At 33.3% G+C, this 20,590-nt stretch carries 18 protein-coding genes, 1 tRNA gene and 1 other annotated feature; all 19 genes read right to left on the minus strand.

Annotated features, from left to right (window positions below; all coding sequences use genetic code 11):
- Nucleotides 1-580: GTP-binding protein (locus Q326_RS0108140; RefSeq protein WP_026894933.1), on the minus strand; the 580-nt coding region annotated here is incomplete at its 3' end.
- Between the two features lie 248 nt (nt 581-828).
- A tRNA-Thr gene (locus tag Q326_RS0108145) sits at nt 829-904 on the minus strand.
- Nucleotides 905-960: 56 nt separating this feature from the next.
- Complete coding sequence (gene sigH / locus Q326_RS0108150; RefSeq protein WP_250160326.1) at nt 961-1,617, minus strand: RNA polymerase sporulation sigma factor SigH; 657 nt, start codon at nt 1,615-1,617, stop codon at nt 961-963.
- A gap of 111 nt (nt 1,618-1,728) precedes the next feature.
- Nucleotides 1,729-2,256, minus strand: coding sequence for an NYN domain-containing protein (locus Q326_RS0108155; RefSeq protein WP_026894935.1), 528 nt, complete (start codon nt 2,254-2,256; stop codon nt 1,729-1,731).
- Nucleotides 2,257-2,258: 2 nt separating this feature from the next.
- Entirely contained in the window at nt 2,259-3,002 is a 744-nt protein-coding gene (gene rlmB, locus Q326_RS0108160) for a 23S rRNA (guanosine(2251)-2'-O)-methyltransferase RlmB (protein ID WP_026894936.1), read from the minus strand.
- 18 nt (nt 3,003-3,020) lie between these two features.
- The gene (gene thyX / locus Q326_RS0108165) at nt 3,021-3,794 is read right to left on the minus strand and encodes an FAD-dependent thymidylate synthase (protein WP_026894937.1); all 774 of its coding nucleotides are present in this window, start codon (nt 3,792-3,794) and stop codon (nt 3,021-3,023) included.
- Nucleotides 3,795-3,880: 86 nt separating this feature from the next.
- Complete coding sequence (gene ortB, locus Q326_RS0108170; protein ID WP_205687663.1) at nt 3,881-5,308, minus strand: 2-amino-4-oxopentanoate thiolase subunit OrtB; 1,428 nt, start codon at nt 5,306-5,308, stop codon at nt 3,881-3,883.
- Between the two features lie 42 nt (nt 5,309-5,350).
- A complete protein-coding gene (ortA, locus tag Q326_RS0108175) occupies nt 5,351-5,656 on the minus strand; it encodes a 2-amino-4-oxopentanoate thiolase subunit OrtA (protein WP_026894939.1) in 306 nt (101 codons plus the stop codon).
- Nucleotides 5,657-7,084, minus strand: coding sequence for a Na+/H+ antiporter NhaC family protein (locus Q326_RS0108180; RefSeq protein ID WP_026894940.1), 1,428 nt, complete (start codon nt 7,082-7,084; stop codon nt 5,657-5,659).
- Between the two features lie 208 nt (nt 7,085-7,292).
- Nucleotides 7,293-8,648: a sigma-54-dependent transcriptional regulator gene (locus tag Q326_RS0108185; RefSeq protein WP_026894941.1), complete on the minus strand. Its 1,356-nt coding sequence runs from the start codon at nt 8,646-8,648 to the stop codon at nt 7,293-7,295.
- A 6-nt stretch (nt 8,649-8,654) separates the two neighbouring features.
- Complete coding sequence (locus Q326_RS0108190) at nt 8,655-10,676, minus strand: transporter substrate-binding domain-containing protein (protein WP_026894942.1); 2,022 nt, start codon at nt 10,674-10,676, stop codon at nt 8,655-8,657.
- Nucleotides 10,677-10,848: 172 nt separating this feature from the next.
- Nucleotides 10,849-11,256 (minus strand): Mini-ribonuclease 3, encoded by a 408-nt coding sequence (locus tag Q326_RS0108195; RefSeq protein ID WP_156936277.1) that lies wholly within the window; start codon nt 11,254-11,256, stop codon nt 10,849-10,851.
- Between the two features lie 2 nt (nt 11,257-11,258).
- Nucleotides 11,259-12,650 carry a cysteine--tRNA ligase gene (gene cysS / locus Q326_RS0108200; protein ID WP_026894944.1) on the minus strand — a complete coding sequence of 464 codons (1,392 nt, stop codon included), beginning with the start codon at nt 12,648-12,650 and terminating at the stop codon, nt 11,259-11,261.
- A complete protein-coding gene (gene epsC / locus Q326_RS0108205; RefSeq protein WP_026894945.1) occupies nt 12,637-13,308 on the minus strand; it encodes a serine O-acetyltransferase EpsC in 672 nt (223 codons plus the stop codon). The genes cysS and epsC overlap by 14 nt, the downstream gene beginning before the upstream one ends.
- A 52-nt stretch (nt 13,309-13,360) precedes the next feature.
- Nucleotides 13,361-13,583 (minus strand) — a binding site (T-box leader).
- 48 nt (nt 13,584-13,631) lie between these two features.
- A complete protein-coding gene (gene gltX, locus Q326_RS0108210; protein WP_026894946.1) occupies nt 13,632-15,113 on the minus strand; it encodes a glutamate--tRNA ligase in 1,482 nt (493 codons plus the stop codon).
- 349 nt (nt 15,114-15,462) lie between these two features.
- Nucleotides 15,463-16,140: a GntR family transcriptional regulator gene (locus Q326_RS0108220; RefSeq protein ID WP_026894947.1), complete on the minus strand. Its 678-nt coding sequence runs from the start codon at nt 16,138-16,140 to the stop codon at nt 15,463-15,465.
- Nucleotides 16,141-16,240: 100 nt separating this feature from the next.
- Nucleotides 16,241-17,236, minus strand: a complete 996-nt coding sequence (locus tag Q326_RS0108225) for an isocitrate/isopropylmalate dehydrogenase family protein (RefSeq protein WP_026894948.1) — start codon at nt 17,234-17,236, stop codon at nt 16,241-16,243.
- Complete coding sequence (locus Q326_RS0108230) at nt 17,229-19,172, minus strand: aconitate hydratase (protein WP_026894949.1); 1,944 nt, start codon at nt 19,170-19,172, stop codon at nt 17,229-17,231. Before Q326_RS0108230 ends, Q326_RS0108225 begins: the two co-directional genes overlap by 8 nt.
- 14 nt (nt 19,173-19,186) lie before the next feature.
- Nucleotides 19,187-20,335, minus strand: a complete 1,149-nt coding sequence (gene nifV / locus Q326_RS0108235; RefSeq protein WP_026894950.1) for a homocitrate synthase — start codon at nt 20,333-20,335, stop codon at nt 19,187-19,189.
- Nucleotides 20,336-20,590: the final 255 nt, after the last annotated feature.

Raw genomic sequence — 20,590 nt, forward strand, 5'->3', positions numbered from 1 at the left:
ATTCTAGTATCTTTTCTCCCCATTCTCCGTCTGGCTCTTCTAATGCCTTTAATGCTGATCCTACTACTATTGGTGTTTCGTCTCCATCAAATTCATATTCTGATAATAATTCTCTTACTTCCATTTCTACTAATTCTATTAGTTCTTCGTCATCTACCATATCTGCTTTGTTTAAGAATACTATTATTTGTGGTACCCCTACCTGTCTTGATAACAATATATGCTCTCTTGTTTGTGGCATTGGTCCGTCTGCTGCTGATACTACTAGTATCGCTCCATCCATTTGTGCTGCTCCTGTTATCATGTTCTTTACATAGTCAGCATGGCCTGGGCAGTCCACATGGGCATAGTGTCTATTGTCTGTCTCATACTCAACATGTGCTGTTGATATTGTTATTCCTCTTTCTCTTTCTTCTGGTGCCTTATCTATATTATCAAACGCTACTGCTGATCCTGTTCCTTTTCTCTTGTTTAATACATATGTTATTGCTGCTGTCAATGTTGTCTTTCCATGGTCTACGTGTCCTATTGTTCCAATGTTAATATGTGGCTTTGTTCTTTCAAACTTAGCTTTTCCCATTATTCTTTTCCTCCTTCATTTTCCCAAACTTTTTCTTTTTTAAAGAAACCTCTCGGCTCCCATAATCATTCAAGATATATTTTAAATAAACATATCCCTTTCCATACAAAGCATAACCTTTAGTCGCATTAATAATCCAAAGATTCGATACTCATATATGTCAATTTCATTTATGTCCTATAGTATTATCTAAGTAATATAGATAAGAAAACTTATCCAGGTGTTTCTTTTTATATCTATATGTAAAGTGGAGCCCATGACCAGACTTGAACTGGTGACCTCTTGCTTACCATGCAAGTGCTCTACCTGCTGAGCTACATGGGCATCACTTTTTCACTGATATTTATTTTACTATTTTAAAAAAGTATTGTCAATAGATTCTACTTATCCTTTACTTCTAAATATCTTTCTAATTTTCTTTTTACCCTTTGAAGGGCATTATCTATGGATTTTACATGCCTGTCTAAATCCACAGCAATCTCTTGATATGATTTGCCCTGTAGATAAGACATCAATACTTCCCATTCTAAATCACTTAATATCTCACCTATTTTGCTCTCTATATTTTTCAATTCTTCCTGACTTATTAACAGTTCCTCTGGGTCAGTAATTTTAACCCCAGATAATACATCCATAAGAGTTCTATCAGATTCTTCATCATATATGGGCTTGTTCAAAGATACATAAGAATTCAACGGAATATGTTTCTGCCTAGTAGCTGTCTTTATAGCAGTTATGATTTGACGAGTTATACATAATTCTGCAAAGGCTCTAAAGGATGCCAATTTATCATCTTTGTAATCTCTTATAGCTTTATAAAGACCAATCATACCTTCTTGTATTATATCTTCTTTATCTGCCCCTATAAGAAAATAGGATCTAGCTTTAGCCCTGACAAAATTTTTGTACTTTCTTATTAAATACTCAAGAGCCTCATTATCTCCACCCCTAGCATCTCCAACTATTTCTTCATCTGTCATAAGATGGTAATCGTTTATATAAATCTCAGAAAGCTTTTTATGTATAGTTAACCCCACAAGCATCGCCTCCATTGAATCTTCAAAGTCTAGAGCTCTACATTAAAGCTACCAGATAAGTATATTATATATTAATAGAAACGGCATAGTCAAGAAAATCACACATTTCTTCTAGTTTTTTCTAATTTTTTCTAGTTTTTTTATTATATCTTTATCTAGTCTGTTCATTAATTTATTTTTTATTTCTTCTTCCTTCTTTTTCGTCTTAGATTTTCGTTCTATATAAGCCTTTATATTTTCAATTTCAATTTTAAGCTCTCTAGCGGAAACCCTAGTCCCACCTCTCCCTAATACTATTTGTTGTTCTGCCCAATCTGATGTTGCCACTCTCACTTTTTTATGCCTTCCAATAGAATCTAAAACCTTCTCTATATATCCATCTGCTGTTTCATTTTCTTTTGTATAAACTACTTCAATCTCATATATCTTTTCTTTCTTCTCTATACTTCCCTTCACAAGATGCGCATCAAATACTATTATTACTCGAATATTAGTATATGCTTGATACTCCGCCATTATTTCTATCAGCCTGTTTCTCGCCACTTCAAGGCTTATAGTACTAATATCCTTTAATTCCTTCCAAGCATTTATTATATTGTAACCATCTACAAATAAATACTCTTTTTTACTTTTAGCCATATCTACCTCAGACTCCGCTGCCTTAATACTTCATACATAATAATAGATGCTGAAACTGATGCATTCAAAGATGTAACTTTACCCTTCATAGGTATCTTAATCAAAAAATCACATTTCTCCTTGACCAATCTACCTATCCCTTTTCCCTCATTACCTACAACAATACCTACTGGTCCTTTTATATCTACATCAAAATAATCTTCTTTTCCATCCATATCTGCTCCATAGATCCATAGTCCTTTATCTTTTAGTTGATCCATTGTATATGCTATATTAGATACTTTTACTACTGGCATATATTCAACTGCTCCTGCAGAGGTCTTTGATACTACAGCAGTAACGGAAGCAGACCTTCTTTTAGGAATTATTATTCCATGGGCACCTGCACACTCCGCTGTTCTTATTATGGAACCCAAATTATGTGGATCTTCTATTTCATCTAAAATTATCACAAATGGATGTTCATCTCTTTCTTCTGCCAATGCAAATATATCCTCTATATCTTTATACTCATAAGAAGTTACTAGTGCCATTACCCCTTGATGGTTTCCAGTTTCCGATAAACTATCTAGCTTATTTCTATGGACATACTGAATCATTATATTATTATCTTTAGCCATGCCCTTTATTTTCTTTATAGAACCTTGATTAGCACCTTCTGCTATCAATATCTTTTCTATTTCTCTTTGTCCCTTTATTCCTTCTAATACAGGATTTCTACCTTCAATGTACTGTTGATTACTCATTTTTTCACTCCTCATCCCCTACAAGCCTTTAAATTTTTCTCTAACCTCATCTATTTTTCCACAAGTCATATTCCCTTCAGGACATTCTCCCCATACACATTTAGGACCACAATATTTAAAAAGTGATGGAGCTACTTTTTTCGCTTCTTTTAACATACCTATTGCTAATTCCCTTATTTCCCATTGAGCCCTATTGCAACATCTAAGGGCAAAAAAATTGAATAAAGCCCTAGCATTCATTGTTACTACAATTTTAGTTTCACAGGCATTGGGAAATACATATCTAGCATCTTCTATTGCCTTTTTCTCTGCCATCCTTTTTGCTTCCCTATCACTTTTTCCCTCTTTAATAAAATTATCGACATGTTCTTTATATAGTATCTCTGTTAATTGGTTATAATACTCTTGATCTTTTTCCATAGCCTCAATAAATTTATTTCTGGCCTCAGGCAGATTTGCTATGGCATGAGGTACTATATATTCAAATTGGTCTAGTTTTACATATCTCTGAGACTGTTGAGAATAAGAAACACCTATTCTATGTCTAACTAGTTGATGAGTAAGAACTCTACTTACTCCCTCTATTCCAAAGGTAAAAGACACATGTTCCACTGGGGATTCATGACCTAATCCCATCAGCATATTTATAAATCTCTCAACGCCTTTGTCGTCTAACTTTTCCTCTATAGCATCTATACCTACTGCTGAATAACAAAGTTTTGCAGCTGCAGCCACTAATTTTTCAGGCTCTGGTGTATATCTTAATAACTTTACTTTTAATTTCAATTCCACTAGTCCACTCTCCTATCTCTAACTTTCTTTATTAGTTATTATAGCATACAAAAAAACAAGAAAAAAGGCATAGGCCTTTTTTCAGATTATTGATAAACTACATTCAATTTTTTTAATGCTTTTTCGACAAATTCCTCTGTAGCATTTGTATCTTCAACTAAAAAGCTAAAATCTTCGTCTCCTATGGAATTTAATCCACTTTTTTCAATTGCATTTCTAATCAAGTTAAATTTCAATTCTTCTACATCTATATCAGTTACTGATAATTGTTCAAAGGTCTCAGGTATCATTATACTTTCACCTGGTTTACTGTCCACTGGCTTTCCCCTTTTTACAACTATGCCATTTTCTCTAGCAAAGGTTAACTGAGGATTTGGATGCTTGCCTGCTCCTGTATATTCAGTTTCTTGAACTACTACTATCTGATCTTCATCCATTTCTCTAGCTATAGCTATAGCAGCCGATAGCGAAGTATTGCCTGCAGGTCCCCTCTCTAAACCTTCCAATTGGGCCAAAGCTTCAGTTACATAAAATACCTCCCCTTGTGTCACTTTAGCATATCTATCAATATACCTCAATACCCTAGCAGCATTTCTAGGAACATCTGTCCTATCTGGCCAAGTGGCAAAGGGAATTGCAAAGCCAGTATGACCTGTCGTAAAGGACTTCTTATTGAAATCTATATCTGATGCCATATGTAATCCTGACAGATCTACCGATGCCCCTATTATCTTCGTATCTTTAGCCCCTGCTTTTATTAATCCCCTAGCTGTTCCAACTAAGTTTCCTCCTCCAGCATTTGTTGCTATTACTGCATCTGGATATCTTCCTTCTATTTCTTTCATTTGATTAGCTATTTCATATCCCAATGTCTCTATTCCTGCTATGGCAAAGGGAGTATATAAGGATGCATTGAAATATCCTGTTTCTTCCAATAAACAAAGCAATGTATAAAATAATTCTGGACCTACAGATAACCTAATAACCTCAGCACCATAAGCCTCACATTTCCTAGTTTTTTCAAGTATCTCTGGTTGTCCAACCTTTCTAGAATCATAAACTTCTTGGACGATTATACACTTAAGTCCCCTCTGCAATGCTTGAGCAGCAACTGCTGCGCCATAGTTCCCACTGGTTGCTGCAATAACGCCTTTATATCCATGCTTTTTAGCATGATACACAGATACTGCTGCCCTTCTAGCTTTAAATGACCCCGATGCATTCATAGCCTCATCTTTGAGGAATATTCTTGCCCCCTTACCTTTAGATGCATATTTCTTTACCAATGCATTAATATTTTTTAATTCGTATAAAGGTGTATTTCCTACTTTACCTTCTCGTTGAATCTTTTCAACCTCTTCTATGGAATATCCCACTTTTTTCATCATTTTCTCATAATCAAATCCTAATTTCCCATAACTGAATACATCATAATCCACACCAATTGCCTTCTTCATTATTTCATTTTTTCTTCCCATTACAGCATTATAAGACATATCTTTCACCAGTAACATCTCCTTTATATATTAAATGTTATTATCCCAGATACTAAGAGATTAATTTAGTTCTTCAATTTCTTTTCTCAATTCTATTCCCACATCCATAAGTTCTTTAATAGATTCACCAAAATTATGAACATGCTTAGGATTGATCTCTGACAATTTTCCTTTTACTTTCCTACCTATAAGCGTCTCTATTTCAACTTCATCGTTTAATTCAGCTCTATCATTTAATAGATACCCTTTAAACCATTGAATCAATGGGACCTTTTTCGTCTCTTCAGGCAAATTATCTGCTCTTTTATTTGCCTCTAATAAAATCTGCTCTATCTCAACCCAATCTCCTCTTTTAGCTTTGTTCATTTAAGCCATCTCCTTTTCTAATTTTTTTACAGGTTCTCCATTGGAGCCAACAAATCTCCTACCCCATCCACTAATAATTGCAAAAGTCATAACTCCTAGCATAACCCACGCATATGCAATCCATGGAGAAATCTCTGTTGTTTCAAATACTGGTATCAAACTTCCAAATTGTTCACTGGCTTTTTCTGCCAATGACTTAGTAAGTAACAAAGATGGGGTCCATGGCAGGGCATAGGCTATGGTACATGATGTGGCATCCAATATATTTGCCCTTCTATATGGGTGTATTTTATATTTTTCTCCAAGAGGTCTAGCATAGAATGTGCCCAACGCCAAAATAGGTGGTGCATTCAATCCCATAACACAGGACATAGCAATAACCAATATACTCATAGAAATCTCAACACCCCTTGGAGTTTTTACAAACTTATTAGCAAAATCTATTAATGTCTTATCGCCTCCTCCCTTTTCCATAATATTGACACATGCCAATATCAATAGTGCCAATATACATATATCAGCCATACCTGCAATACCATCAAGCAGTAATCCCTTTGCTACTCCATCTTCTACATACAATAAATTTTTTATATTGTTTAATCCAAATATCTGTCCCAATATGGCAGCAACAACAGTCCCTACAGTAGTAGCAGATATTATATGGCCACCTTTAATAGCTATAAATATTGTCAAAAAAGCTGGTATTAACATAATTAATCCCTTGGGATTCATATATTGTAACAGTGTTTCATAAGGCACTTGATGTGTAGTATTTCCTGACCCAAATACAGCAAAAATGATTATGGAAATTATTCCTGCCACTATAGAATACTGCAATCTCGATTTAACAACACCACCAACATCTGTCCCTTGACTTGCTGCAGAACATATTGTGGTGTCTGATAATGGTGCCAAATTATCACCAAATATTCCCCCACTTACTATTGCACCTGTCAACACTAAAGGATTGGCTCCCAGAAGCACTCCAGCGGGATATAATACGGCCATACCTGCCACTATGGTTCCAAATCCTGTTCCTGCAGCTGTAGCAAATAGTGCACTTGCTAAAAATGTTATTATTACAAAGAAAGCACCCTTTGCCCCAATATGATACGCAGCCCATATTATTCCTTCCACTAGACCTGATGCCCTTAATACAGATGCAAATACACCTGCAAAGATCCAACATGCCACTGGTATTATTGCTGTCTTATCCGCCATACCTTCAATTACAGTATCTGCATATTTTTGTTTATCCTTCGCAAAAAAGAATGTAAGCATAATACCACTTACAGCACCTACCCACATACCTCTAACATCTGGAGCCTTCAATACTGATATGTATATTGCTACAAAAATAAACACACCAAATGGCATAAAAGACATCCAGCCACCACCTATTAAGTCAATTTTCTTCTTGTCATCCATATACATTCCTCCTCATCATTGTATTTGTACTAATTAATATGCATTACAATAATATAAATAAGCAATAACTGTACCAAAATAAGGCTTATTTACAGAACTTTGTGAAATATCCACTTATTCCATCCATACCATTGATCCTTTACATAGATATCAAAATAAGAATGGGAAATAAATTTCACAAATTCATGAAATCTATTTCCCATTCTTATTAATTCAAATTATATTCTACTAATTTATTATATAGTTGCCTTCTACTAATATCTAAGTATTTAGCTGTATTTGTCAAATTACCCTTGCATCGATTTAAGACTACCTTTATATATTCTAATTCAGCTTCTTTTCTTATATCCTTCAATGATTTGATATTATCTTGTTCACAATATTTTTTACCATAATTATAATCAGGAAGATCTTTGGCCTTTATAATACCTCTATCAGATAATACTACAAGTCTCTCTATAATATTTTTCAACTCTCTAATATTTCCAGGATAATCATAATTTAATAAAAAGTCTATTACTCCATTTTCTATTTTATTTATCTTCTTTTTCATCTCTCTACTACATTTATCTATGAAAAACTTTATAAACATATGTAAATCTTCTGTTCTTTCCCTTAAAGGAGGTAATTCTAACAGTATAGTATTTATTCTATAAAATAAATCTGTTCTAAATTTTCCCCTTTCTATTTCTTGATGGATATTTCTATTGGTTGCACAGATAAGTTTTATATCAATTTTAATATTCTTATTGTTTCCTACTCGTTCTATACTTTTGGTCTCAATAGCCCTTAATAATTTAGTCTGTGTACCTATGGGTATTTCTCCTATTTCATCTAAAAACAGCGTACCCCCATTGGCTTCCTCAAATCTACCTATTCTTTTTTCTAAAGCCCCAGTAAATGCACCTTTTTCATGTCCAAACAGTTCTGATTCCAATAAATTTTCTGATAATGCTTGACAATTCACAGGTACAAAACGTTCCTTTTTTCTATCACTACACATATGAATGTATTTTGCCAATACCTCCTTACCAACTCCAGACTCTCCTATTATGAGTACATTTACATTGCTCCTCGCCACCTTTTCACATATCTCCAATATCCTATTTACTCTTTTACTATTGCTTTCCAGTAATGCATTTGAACAGATTTCCTTTTTCTTATAAAATTCATTATCACTTTTAAGTTTTGTAAGCTTTTTTACCTTTTCAATTTCTAATAGCAGTTCCTCAGGAGAATGACCCTTTACAAAATAGCTATAGGCACCCTTTTTCATAGCATCTACTGCATTCTCTATAGTCCCATATCCAGTAACTAGTATAACCTCAATGTCTAAATTCTGCTTTTTAACTTCTTCAAGTAACTCCATACCATTCATATTATCCATAATCAGATCTGTCAATACCAGATTAAAGCTCTCTTTATGTAATATCTTTAATGCCTCTTTGCCAGAGCTTGCAACTTCTACATTATATCCCTTTTCTTCTAATATTATTTTTAAAACCTCTTGGTACTCTACCTCATCATCTACAATAAGTATTTTGAAATTATAATTATTTGTCACAGGGAATCACTCCTTCAATGGTAAATGTACTTTAAATGTAGTACCCTTTAGCACCTCACTGAAAACCTGTATATCACCTCCAAATTTTTCAACTTCAGTGTATAATATATAAAGACCTAACCCCGTCCCTTTTCCAACTCCCTTCGTTGTAAAAAAGGGATTAAATATATTATCCAAATCTTTCTTTTCAATTCCTATACCTGTGTCTCTACACCATATATAGAGATTATCCTTTGTTTTTTCACATTTTACATCTAATTTTCCCCCTTGAGGCATGGCATCTATTGCATTAGTTACTAAATTTATTATTATATGCTTTAGTGATTCTTGATTTATATTTACTATCATATCTTCACATCGTAATCGAAATTCAATTTTATTTTTCTCCATTATCTTTCGTTCCAATTCTAATACATTTTTTATAAATCTCTTAATATTGATTGATTCTTTTCTATTTCCTGATATTCTAGAAAAATTCAACAAATTATTTATGATATTACTCGCCCTATTGACCGAAGTTTCTATTTTTTCTATGGCTTTTTTTATATTTGTGTCATCCATATTAAGTTTCATCTTCAACACATAGATATAATTCCTAATTAATCCTAAGGGATTTCTTATTTCATGGGCCACACCTGCTGCCAATTGTCCTATAGCAACCATTTTATTAGTCTGCAATAGTTGTTTCTCACCAATCCTATTTTCAGTTATATCTTTAATCATCAATAGAACCTTTATAATATTTTTCTCATTATCTTTTAATGGAAATGTGGCTACATCATATATTCTATCTTCATGTTCAAATTCACTTTTTTGCTCTTTTTTATATCTAAAAGTATCATCTATGATATCTTTTATATTTTGTTTTTTAAATCTCTCATTTAACTTTACAAATTCAACACCAATTATATCTTCTTTATTTCTATTCACCAATTCACAAAAGACCTTATTTGTATTAACTATCTTTTTATCTTTATCAACTAGAACCATATAATGGGTTAGTGCATCAAATGTGGTTTGAAGATCCTTTTTACTCATATATAACTCTTCTGTCCTCTTCTTGACCTCTTTTTTCAATGTCATATTCCAAGAATAGAACAAATATGTTATTACTGCATATATAACAACAATAATAAGAATTATTATTATGAACTGGGTCCCAATCCTTTTTTTAGGCTCAGAAAGCTGGTCAGATATACCAAACCACTTTTGCTGTATTTTTTCTGTAATTCTTTTCTTTCTTAGATTAAAGATACCCTTATTTAATATCTTTAACAAAATAGGGTTGTCCTTAGGGACTCCAAAAACACATTGCCTCACATACATGGGAGGATCTATTATCAACATTTCAGAAGATAAATCCATATTGGATATAAAATAACTTATAACAGACTCATCTCCTATAACTGCATCTACCTTTCCCTCTTCTAAAAGTAAAATAGCATTATATATATCTTTAGTAAAATGATAATCTATATCATCTACTTTGGACTGTAAGTACTCAACAGCATATTCGCCTTTGGGAGCAGCAACTCTTCCCCCTTGCAAATCATCATATGTATTTATATCATTGTGTGAATCTGATGTTAAGATAACTCCCCTCAAATTATATAAAATAGGCTCTGAAAACAAGTATTTTTTCTGTCTATTTTGACTTTTAAACATGTCACAGATATCTGTTTCACCCTTGGCCAGACTTGAGAGAGCGTTTTCCCACACCATTGGTTTAATCTCTATTTCTGTACCTAACTCAATGGAAAGGGCATTTATATAGTCTATTACTATGCCTTTGTATTGTCCATCTTGCTCATCTACGTATCTCAATGGTGGTGCATTCTGATCGGCACAATAAATTATATTGCCATGATTTTTAAGCCAATCCTTTTCTTCCTTAGTTAAAGGTTTAGAACTCTTAAAATAATCTACTAAGCTTGTATCATAAACTATCTCAATAAATAGGGTAATAAAAAAAGCTATAATTATGAAAATTAAAACAAATATAGTAAGTAGTTTATTATGTTTTTTCACTCTTTACCTCCAAAACAATTAATATACGATAAATTAGTACAAACTAAGACTCAATTTAGATGAATTTGAAAAATCCATCTAAATTGAGTCCCTTACCTACAACACTTCATTGCATGAACGTTCTATTTTATTAATATTTTACCTTTAATACAGAGGTTAGTTATCTACATTTCTACCTTGATATTATCCTTTCAAACAATTCATATATGCGTTCTTTATTATCTATCAGATACAAATACCCTATTAATGCCTCAAACCCTGTGGCATATCTATAATCAGATATATTTGCATTTTTAGGAACAGTGTTGGACTTGGCATTTCTTCCCCTCTTTACTATACTCCATTCTTCTTCTGTCAAATAGTCTTCTAAACTGTGAATTATATCCGCTTGAGCCTTAGCCTTTACAAACTTTATAGCCTCCACATGTAATTCCTTTACTGACACATTCATATTTTCTATTAGATACGTTCTAATTAATACTTCGTATACAGCATCTCCAATATATGCCAATTGTAAAGGAGAAAGCATCTTAGCTTCTCTACTCTCCCAAGTTCGTTTAATATTCTTTTCACTACACATATTTAAATCCTCTTCCATTTTACTCCTTGAGGAGTATCTTCCAAGACTATTCCCTTTTCCTTTAGATGATCTCTTATCTCATCTGCCAATTTATAATCCTTTTCTTTTCTTGCTGTATTCCTTTTTTCTATCAACTCTAATATCTCTTCATCCAATATCTCGTCTTTTTTTACCAATAATCCCAATACTCCAGTAAGCTCTATCAATAAATCATATATATTTTTTACTACTGCTTTATCAGTCTTATCATCCAGAGTAGAATTTGCATATTTTACTAACTCAAATATGGCTGCCAATGCATCAGCTGTATTCAAATCATCTTCCATGCTGTTTATAAATTTATCTTTAAATTTCTGTAATTCTTCTTTATAATCACCAGGTACCTCTCCATTTTCACTACATATATCTAAAAGATATTCCAGATTATTTTTTCCATTGTATAATCTATCCAATCCATTTTTATATTGCTCTAAAATATCCTTGCTAAAGTTTATTGGGCTCCTATAGTGGGATGATAATATGAAATACCTCAACACCTCTAAATCAAATTCTTTGCCAATATCCCTTACAGTGAAAAAATTCATTTTAGATTTAGACATCTTTTGATTTTCAACGTTTATCATTGCATTGTGCATCCAGTAGTTGGCAAATGGTTTCCCAGTTAAACTTTCACTCTGAGCTATTTCATTTTCATGATGCGGAAACTCTAAATCATGACCACCAGCATGAATATCTATAGTATCTCCTAAATATTTTCTAGCCATAACAGAGCATTCTATATGCCAACCAGGTCTGCCCTTTCCCCATGGACTATCCCATGAAGGCTCTCCAGGCTTTTCTTTTTTCCACAATACAAAATCCATAGGATTTTTCTTATCACTGTTTACTTCTATTCTGGCTCCAGACATTAATTCTTCTATATTCTTTTTAGACAATTTACCATAATTCTCAATCTTATTTATATCAAAATATACATTTCCATCTACAGCATAGGCATATCCTTTATCTATCAATGTTTTTACAAAATTAACTATATCATCTATATGCTCTGTAGCTTTGGGATGCTTTGTATCAGGTTCATCAATTAATAATCCCTTTGAATCTATTAAATATTCATTAATAAACTTTTCTGCCACTTCTTTCGATGTAATGCTTTTTTCATTTGCTTTATTTATTATTTTATCATCTACATCAGTAAAATTAACTACATACTCCACTCCATGCCCCCTATACTTTAGATACCTTCTAAGGACATCAAATACAACCATAGGTCTAGCATTGCCCACATGTATATAGTTATACACTGTAGGACCACAAACATATATAGTAACTCTTTTGGGGTCAATGGGATTAAATTCCTCTTTCTTTCTTGTCAATGTATTATACACTCTCATTCTTTAAATCTCTCCTTCCATCATAAATAGTTTTTTCCATACTTATTATTCTTTTTTGCAAACATTTAAGCTCTTGGGCTATGGGATCAGGTAAAGATACTTGATCCAAATCTACTTCTTTATGCATTGAAATTACTTTCTTATCTCCCCTTACTACTATTCTTCCAGGAATGCCTACAACTGTACAATCTGGCGGTACCTCCTTCAATACAACAGCACCTGCCCCTATCTTGGAATTATCTCCTACCTTGAATGGTCCTAATACTTTAGCACCTGAACTTATAACTACATTGTTCCCTATAGTAGGATGTCTTTTTCCCTTTTCCTTTCCTGTACCTCCCAATGTTGCTCCTTGGTATATTGTTACATTATCTCCTATCTCTGTTGTTTCTCCAATAACTATTCCCATTCCATGATCTATAAATAGACCCTTCCCTATTTTAGCTCCAGGATGTATTTCAATCCCTGTGAAAAATCTAGATATTTGAGATACAACTCTAGCTATAAAAAATAGTTTTCTATTATAAAACCAGTGGGCTATTCTATGCATTATGATAGCATGTAGACCTGGATAACATACCAGCACTTCTAGCAATCCTCTGGCAGCAGGATCTCTTTCAAAGATAGCTTCTATATCTTCTTTCATCTCTTTAAACACAATACTTTCAACCCTTTCTTATATAAAATAAAAAAACCGTCTCTTTGTAATACAAAGAGACGGTTTTATCCCGCGGTTCCACTCTAATTAGGTACAAATTTATACCCCACTCATTTTATATAACGATGGTCACCCCACCGGAATACCCTACTATAATTCAAGTACCAGTTCAAAGGTGCACTTCAGTAAGACATTGACCCGAAATCTCTCTCAGCTGATAAAGATTCCTCTCTGTAAAGTTTATCCAACCTACTCTACCTTATCATAACCTTTATATATGCTTTTTTAAATTGTAACACAATATAATAATTAAATCAATTTTTTTACAGTAAATTTTCTTCTACATACTTTATTCTATTAAGTATCTTATCTTTACCTAATACTAGTATTATATTAACCATCTCTGGTCCATGTACCTGTCCAGTCAACATTACTCTTATAGGCATATAAAGATTTTTTCCCTTTATTCCTGTTTTCTTTTGGATTTTTTTAAATATGGTTTTAGCGAATTCATGATCAATAGACTCAATACTATCTAATTCTTCCTTGAAGGCATCGAACAATGACTGTACTCCTTCATTTTTTAATATATCCTCTGCCTTTTGATCTTCAGGGTGTATTTCATCTTCAAAATATATCTTTACTTTTTCTGGTATCTCTGATAAATAAGATAGGCTTTCTTGTACTGTAGACACCATAGTTTTTATCCAATCGTACTGTTCCTTTACATGGGATTCATCTATATATCCTGATTCTAAAAGATATGGTATACATAATCTAGTTATCCTATCTAAATCACTTTTTCTTATATATTGTCCATTTATCCAGTTTAGCTTATCTTTATCAAATACTCCACCAGTCTTAGAAACTCTTTCAAATGAAAACTCATCTATCAATTCATCCATACTAAATATTTCCTTATTAGATTCAGGACTCCATCCAACAAGGGCCAAATAGTTCACTAATGCCTCAGGTAGGTATCCCCTCTTTCTGAAATCTTCTACCGACACATCGCCCTGTCTTTTACTTAATTTTTTCTTATCTTTGTTTAATACAGTGGGAAGATGTACATACTGTGGTGCATCCCAACCAAATGCTTCATACAGATATACATGTTTAGGTGTAGAAGGAAGCCATTCCTCTCCTCTAACTATATGGGTTATATTCATCAAATGATCATCAACAACCACAGCAAAGTGATATGTGGGAAATCCATCAGATTTCAATAATACCTGATCATCCATATCACTGGTATTTATAGTAACCTTACCCCTTACTAAATCTTGAAATTCTATATCTCTGCTATGGGGTAATTTTAATCGTACTGTATACTCTTCACCGTTAGCTATCCTTTTCTTAGCTTCATCTATATCTATACTTCTACAGTATCCATCATATCTTGGTATCTTACCTTGTGCCTTTTGGTATTCCCTAACTTCATCTAATCTTTCCTTGGTACAAAAACAATAATATGCATGACCACTTTCAATAAGTTCATCTATATATTTCTTATATATCTGTAACCTCTCTGACTGTATATATGGTCCATATTCTCCTATTTGTGTTATTTTACTGTCTTTCGTAACTACGCCTTCATCATGTTGTATCCCTGACCATTCCAATGCATTTATTAGATTCTCAATAGCCCCTTCAACATATCTAGTTCTATCTGTATCTTCAATTCTCAACACAAATTTACCATTATTTTTTTTAGCGAATAAATAATTATATAAAGCAGTTCTCAATCCTCCGATATGTAAATACCCTGTAGGACTAGGGGCAAACCTCACTCTTATATCAGACATTCGTATTCCCTCCAATTTTCTCTTTTCAAAGATATATTATATAATAGATTCTCATCCCTATCAAGAAATGAACTGATTTCTATTATAAATATTTTATCACTTGTGGAATATATTTATCCAATACTATCACAAATAATTATGCTCTTCATATAATGTAGTATCCCATTAACAAATATTACTTAAAAATTTTCATTAAGGAGGTGAATCTCATGGCTGATGGTAAAGGTGGAATCCTTGGCTGCTATGGAGATGATTCCAGTTTATTATTTTTCTTCTTGTTATTAGTAATCCTTTTTGGATGTGGCTTTGGTGGCTATAGATGCTAACAGTAAAAAAGGATATATACGAGTTACTCGTATATATCCCTAATTCTATTTAAACTATTATTTCTTAAGGTAGTTATATGCTTCTTCAATGCAGATTTTCCCTTTTGCACATCCTTCTCCACAAAAGATTCTACTATAATTCTGTGTTCCTCCAGTGCAGTCTCCAACCTCCCAGGAGTTCTAATAGATTTTTCCCTTATGACCTTTATATACTGCTGAAAGTCTCTAAGCATATTATCTAGATATCTACTCTTGGTAGCCTTATATATAACTTCATGAAACTGAGTATTTAAGTCCAATATCTTATCCACATCATCCTTAGCAGTGTAAAACTCCATTAAATCATAAATTTCCTTTAATTGGACCAACTCTTCATCATTCATTCTCTCCATAGCCCATTCAACTGCCAAATCTTCTATAGCTAATCTAATATTTAATATATCATTTATATCTTGAGTAGTAATCCCCTTTACAATCACACCTTTATTAGGTATACTTTCCACAAGACCTTCTAGTTCCAACTGTTTTAAACCCTCTCTAACTGGCGTCCTGCTAACTCCCAACTTGCTGGCTAATTTGCTTTCCACAAGTTTTTGACCTTCCACATATTTGCCTTCTAATATTTCATCTCGTAATATATTGAATATCCTAGAAGTTAAGGAACTCATACCATCTTTATCTATATAAATATCTTTAGTCATCGAATTTCCTCCATACTATAATATCTCTGTAATGCCATTCTACCCTATAATATTTTTTTAGTCAATGAGTATAGTCCCTTAAAGATAGCAAAATCATCTATTAAGGCTTCTTACATATTGCATTGGTAATTTCCTCAGTAGTTGCATTTCCTCCTAAATCTTTAGTCTTCCATTTCCCTTCTTCCAGTACAGTCCATACAGCCTTTCTAATCCTATTTGCAGCTTGTTTTTCATCAATATAGTCCAACATCATAGCAGAAGACATTATACATGCTATTGGATTGGCCAACGACTTACCAGCAATATCAGGGGCACTTCCATGTACCGCTTCAAATATACCTATATCCGATCCTATATTTGCCCCTGGCACTAATCCCAATCCCCCTACTAGACCAGAAGCTAAATCAGACAATATATCACCATATAAATTAGGCATAACTAATATATCATATTTTTCGGGATACATAACCAATTGCATACACATATTGTCTACTATCTTCTCTTCATATTCTATATCCGGATATTTTTTAGCTACAGATTTAGCACAATCTAAGAATAGACCATCGGTAATCTTCATTATATTAGCTTTATGCACCGCTGTCACCTTTTTTCTATTCTGTTCCTTTGCATATTTAAATGCCTCTTCCACAATCCTTATAGAACCCTTTTTCGTTATGACCTTTATGGCCTCTGTTACATCTTCATTTATCTTATGCTCTATACCTGCATATAACCCTTCAGTATTTTCCCTAAAGACTACTAAATCTACATTATCAAACCGCCCTTTGGTTCCAGGCATAGATTTTAATGGCCTTATATTAGCATAGGTATCAAACTTTTGTCTCAATGTTACATTTATACTTTTGAATCCCTTTCCTATGGGAGTAGTTATGGGGCCCTTTAATACTACTCTATTTTTAGATATACTCTCCAACAGAGTCTTAGGTATAAAACTACCTGTTTTTTTATATGTGTCAGCTCCAGCATTTACTATATCCCACTCTATCTTTACACCAGTGGCATCCACCACCTCTTTGGCAGCGAAGGCAACCTCTGGTCCTATTCCATCTCCAGGTATTAATGTAACTCTAGTCATTGTCAATTCCTCCAAAATTCTTTTTAACCCAATTTAAATATCCACCTGCCATAAGGATATCAACATCTCTCTTTGAACCTGCAAAACGACACTTTATTACTATATCTTTGGTCTTATTTATAACTTCAATTTCATTGTTTTCAATCAACAAATCTCTCAACTTATATATATATATATCATCATCAAAACCTATGTTTTCATAATCCTCTTTATTTATGAACTCCAAAGGTATTATACCTGCATTGATCAAATTCGCCTTATGAATTCTAGCAAAGGATTTAGCTAAAATAGCCTTTATTCCAAGATATAATGGTACTAAAGCAGCATGTTCTCTGCTTGAGCCTTGACCATAATTTTCTCCTCCAACTATAAACCCACCATTATTTTCTTCACATCTCTTCCAAAATTCATCATCTATAGTGCTAAATGCATATTTAGAAAGATGGGGAATATTTGATCTATATGGTAGCAAACTGGCATTAGATGGCATTATATGATCTGTAGTTATGTCATCATCTACCTTCAACACCACTTTACCCTCTATACAATCCTTCAATTTCTTATTTATAGGAAATGGTTTAATATTTGGACCCATTTTGACCTTTAAGCCATCTCTTTTTTCTGAAGGATATATGAATAAATTATTATTTTCTTTAAATACCTCGGGTACATCTATGTCTATTGCCTCTCCCAATACCCTTGGGTCTTCAGCATAACCCTTTATGGCTGATATAGCTGCCACTTCTGGACTTACCAAATATACATGGGCACTCTTAGTTCCGCTTCTTCCATAGAAATTCCTATTAAAAGTTCTCAAAGATATGGCATCATTCTTAGGTGCTTGCCCCATACCTATACATGGACCACATGCACATTCCAATACCCTTGCACCAGCTGAAATCATATGGGCTAAAGCTCCATTTTCTGCTAGCATATTTAGTATTTTACTTGATCCAGGCGATATACTGAGACTTACATCTGGATGAACTTTTTTGCCTTTCAGTATATTGGCAACCTTCATTAAGTCTGTATATGATGAGTTAGTGCAGCTACCTATAGCTACCTGATCTACCTTTAGCCCCTTTATATTCTCTATTGTATCTACATTATCAGGACTATGGGGTTTAGCTACTAATGGTACTATATCTCCTAAATCTATATCTATCACATCATCATAAACTGCATCTTCATCTGCCTTTAATTCAATCCAATCTCCTTCTCTATTTTGAGACCTTAGATATTCATATGTTTCATTGTCACTAGGAAATATGGATGTAGTAGCACCTAATTCAGCGCCCATATTGGTTATAGTGGCCCTATCTGTTACTGATAAGTACTTAATCCCATCACCTGAATATTCTATAACCTTTCCTACCCCACCTTTTACTGTTAATTTATCTAGTATATACAATATAATATCTTTTGCAGAAACCCATGGTTTAAGATTTCCGTTAAGATTTACATTTAAAACCTCTGGCATCTTAAGCCAATATTTCCCTGTAGCCATTGCAACTGCCACATCTAACCCACCAGCTCCAATAGACAACATACCAAGGCCTCCATTTGTGGGGGTATGGCTATCCGAGCCTATCAATGTACCCCCTGGTTTCCCAAAGTTCTCTAAATGTAATTGGTGACATATACCATTACCAGGCTTAGAAAAAACAATTCCATATTTAGCAGCAGCACTCTTTATAAATTCATGGTCATCAGCATTTTCGAATCCTGTCTGCAATGTATTATGATCTATATATGCAACAGATAAATCAGTCTTTATATCCTTTATATCCATTGCCTCTAATTGTAAATATACCATGGTTCCTGTGGAATCTTGGGTCAATGTTTGGTCTATTTTTATCCCTATTTCTTCTCCCTTTTTTAGTTGTCCTGAAACTATATGTCTTTCAAGTATCTTATATGTCAAATTTTTTCCCATAGTATCCTCTCCCTTTAAGCCTGTTTCATGTCTAATCCATTTTCTAAAAGATATTCTTCATATATATTTAATAATTCTTTATCAGTTAAAGCCCTCTTCAAAGATACAGAAGTATGTCTAACCTTTTCCAATACCCTTGATGCAGTAAAATTATCTATATTTATATCATTTTGAGATAATTTATTCTTAATTGCAGCAGTTCCTGAGTGTTTTCCTATAACAATCTTTCTTTCCAATCCCAATTCATCAGGATTAAATATTTCATATGTCAATGGATTTTTAAGGGCTCCATCAGCATGTATGCCTGATTCATGTGAGAATATATTCTTGCCCACTATAGTCTTCCATGGTGAAATGTCTCTACCAGAGGCTATAGAAACATATTCACATAGGGGTTTGAGCTTATTTATATTATATCCATTATCTATATTCAAGGAACTCTTCAATGCCATTGCAGCCTCTTCCAATGCAGCATTTCCTGCCCTTTCTCCCAATCCATTCACTGTAACGCCAACATAATTAGCCCCTGCCATAACTCCCGCTATAGCATTTGCTGTCGCCATACCTAAATCGTTATGGGTATGCATTTCCACATCTATACCTACATTATCCTTTATATATTTAACAATGTCATAGGTATCTATAGGATTCATTATACCCACTGTATCGCAAAATCTCACCCTGTCAGCTCCAGCTTCCTTTGCCAATTTTGCAAATTTCAACAAGAATGGTCGTTCAGTTCTAGAACTATCTTCGGCATTCACTGAGACGTACATTCCATTTTTCTTAGCATAATAAACAGCATTGGTCATATCCTCCAAGACCTCTGCCCTAGTAGATTTCAATTTATGTTTTATATGGATATCTGATGTGGATATAGATATGGCAACTGCATCTACACCACAATCTATGGACGCTTGTATATCTCTAATAACGGCTCTATTCCAACCCATAATACTTGCCTTTAAATTGCTTTTAACTATTTTCCTTATAACTTCCTTTTCATCTCCACCCATGACAGGTATACCTGCCTCTATCTGTTCAACCCCAACTTCATCTAAAAGTTTAGCTATATAAATTTTTTCTTCATTAGCAAAAACAACTCCAGCAGTTTGTTCTCCATCTCTAAGCGTAGTATCTACCAATCTAATTTTCCTTTCCACACCAATTCCTCCCTTAACAAAATTTCTTCTTTGCATCTTTGTATACAATTATACATTTTTTGAAATGTGTTTGTCAATAACTTTCATAATTTAATTTTTGAATTACTTTTTATTAACAATTTATCCATCCTTAATTTTAATATGAAATCCTTTATTTTTAAACGTTTTTATGCATTATATCGATTGAACTCAAAAATATTTTTAATATTTTCCAATGCAAGTTATTTATTTATTTATTCATTAATTTTATAATTC

Source organism: Clostridiisalibacter paucivorans DSM 22131 (assembly GCF_000620125.1).
Classification (GTDB): domain Bacteria; phylum Bacillota; class Clostridia; order Tissierellales; family Clostridiisalibacteraceae; genus Clostridiisalibacter; species Clostridiisalibacter paucivorans.

Bases quoted from the DNA above. Each gene is read 5' to 3' on its own strand.
- Q326_RS0108155 (WP_026894935.1), bottom strand. From the start codon at position 2,256: ATGGCTAAAAGTAAAAAAGAGTATTTATTTGTAGATGGTTACAATATA.
- rlmB (WP_026894936.1), bottom strand. From the start codon at position 3,002: ATGAGTAATCAACAGTACATTGAAGGTAGAAATCCTGTATTAGAAGGA.
- ortB (WP_205687663.1), bottom strand. From the start codon at position 5,308: ATGTTACTGGTGAAAGATATGTCTTATAATGCTGTAATGGGAAGAAAA.
- ortA (WP_026894939.1), bottom strand. From the start codon at position 5,656: ATGAACAAAGCTAAAAGAGGAGATTGGGTTGAGATAGAGCAGATTTTA.
- Q326_RS0108180 (WP_026894940.1), bottom strand. From the start codon at position 7,084: ATGGATGACAAGAAGAAAATTGACTTAATAGGTGGTGGCTGGATGTCT.
- Q326_RS0108195 (WP_156936277.1), bottom strand. From the start codon at position 11,256: ATGTGTAGTGAAAAGAATATTAAACGAACTTGGGAGAGTAGAGAAGCT.
- cysS (WP_026894944.1), bottom strand. From the start codon at position 12,650: ATGAGAGTGTATAATACATTGACAAGAAAGAAAGAGGAATTTAATCCC.
- gltX (WP_026894946.1), bottom strand. From the start codon at position 15,113: ATGTCTGATATAAGAGTGAGGTTTGCCCCTAGTCCTACAGGGTATTTA.
- Q326_RS0108220 (WP_026894947.1), bottom strand. From the start codon at position 16,140: ATGACTAAAGATATTTATATAGATAAAGATGGTATGAGTTCCTTAACT.
- Q326_RS0108225 (WP_026894948.1), bottom strand. From the start codon at position 17,236: ATGACTAGAGTTACATTAATACCTGGAGATGGAATAGGACCAGAGGTT.
- Q326_RS0108230 (WP_026894949.1), bottom strand. From the start codon at position 19,172: ATGGGAAAAAATTTGACATATAAGATACTTGAAAGACATATAGTTTCA.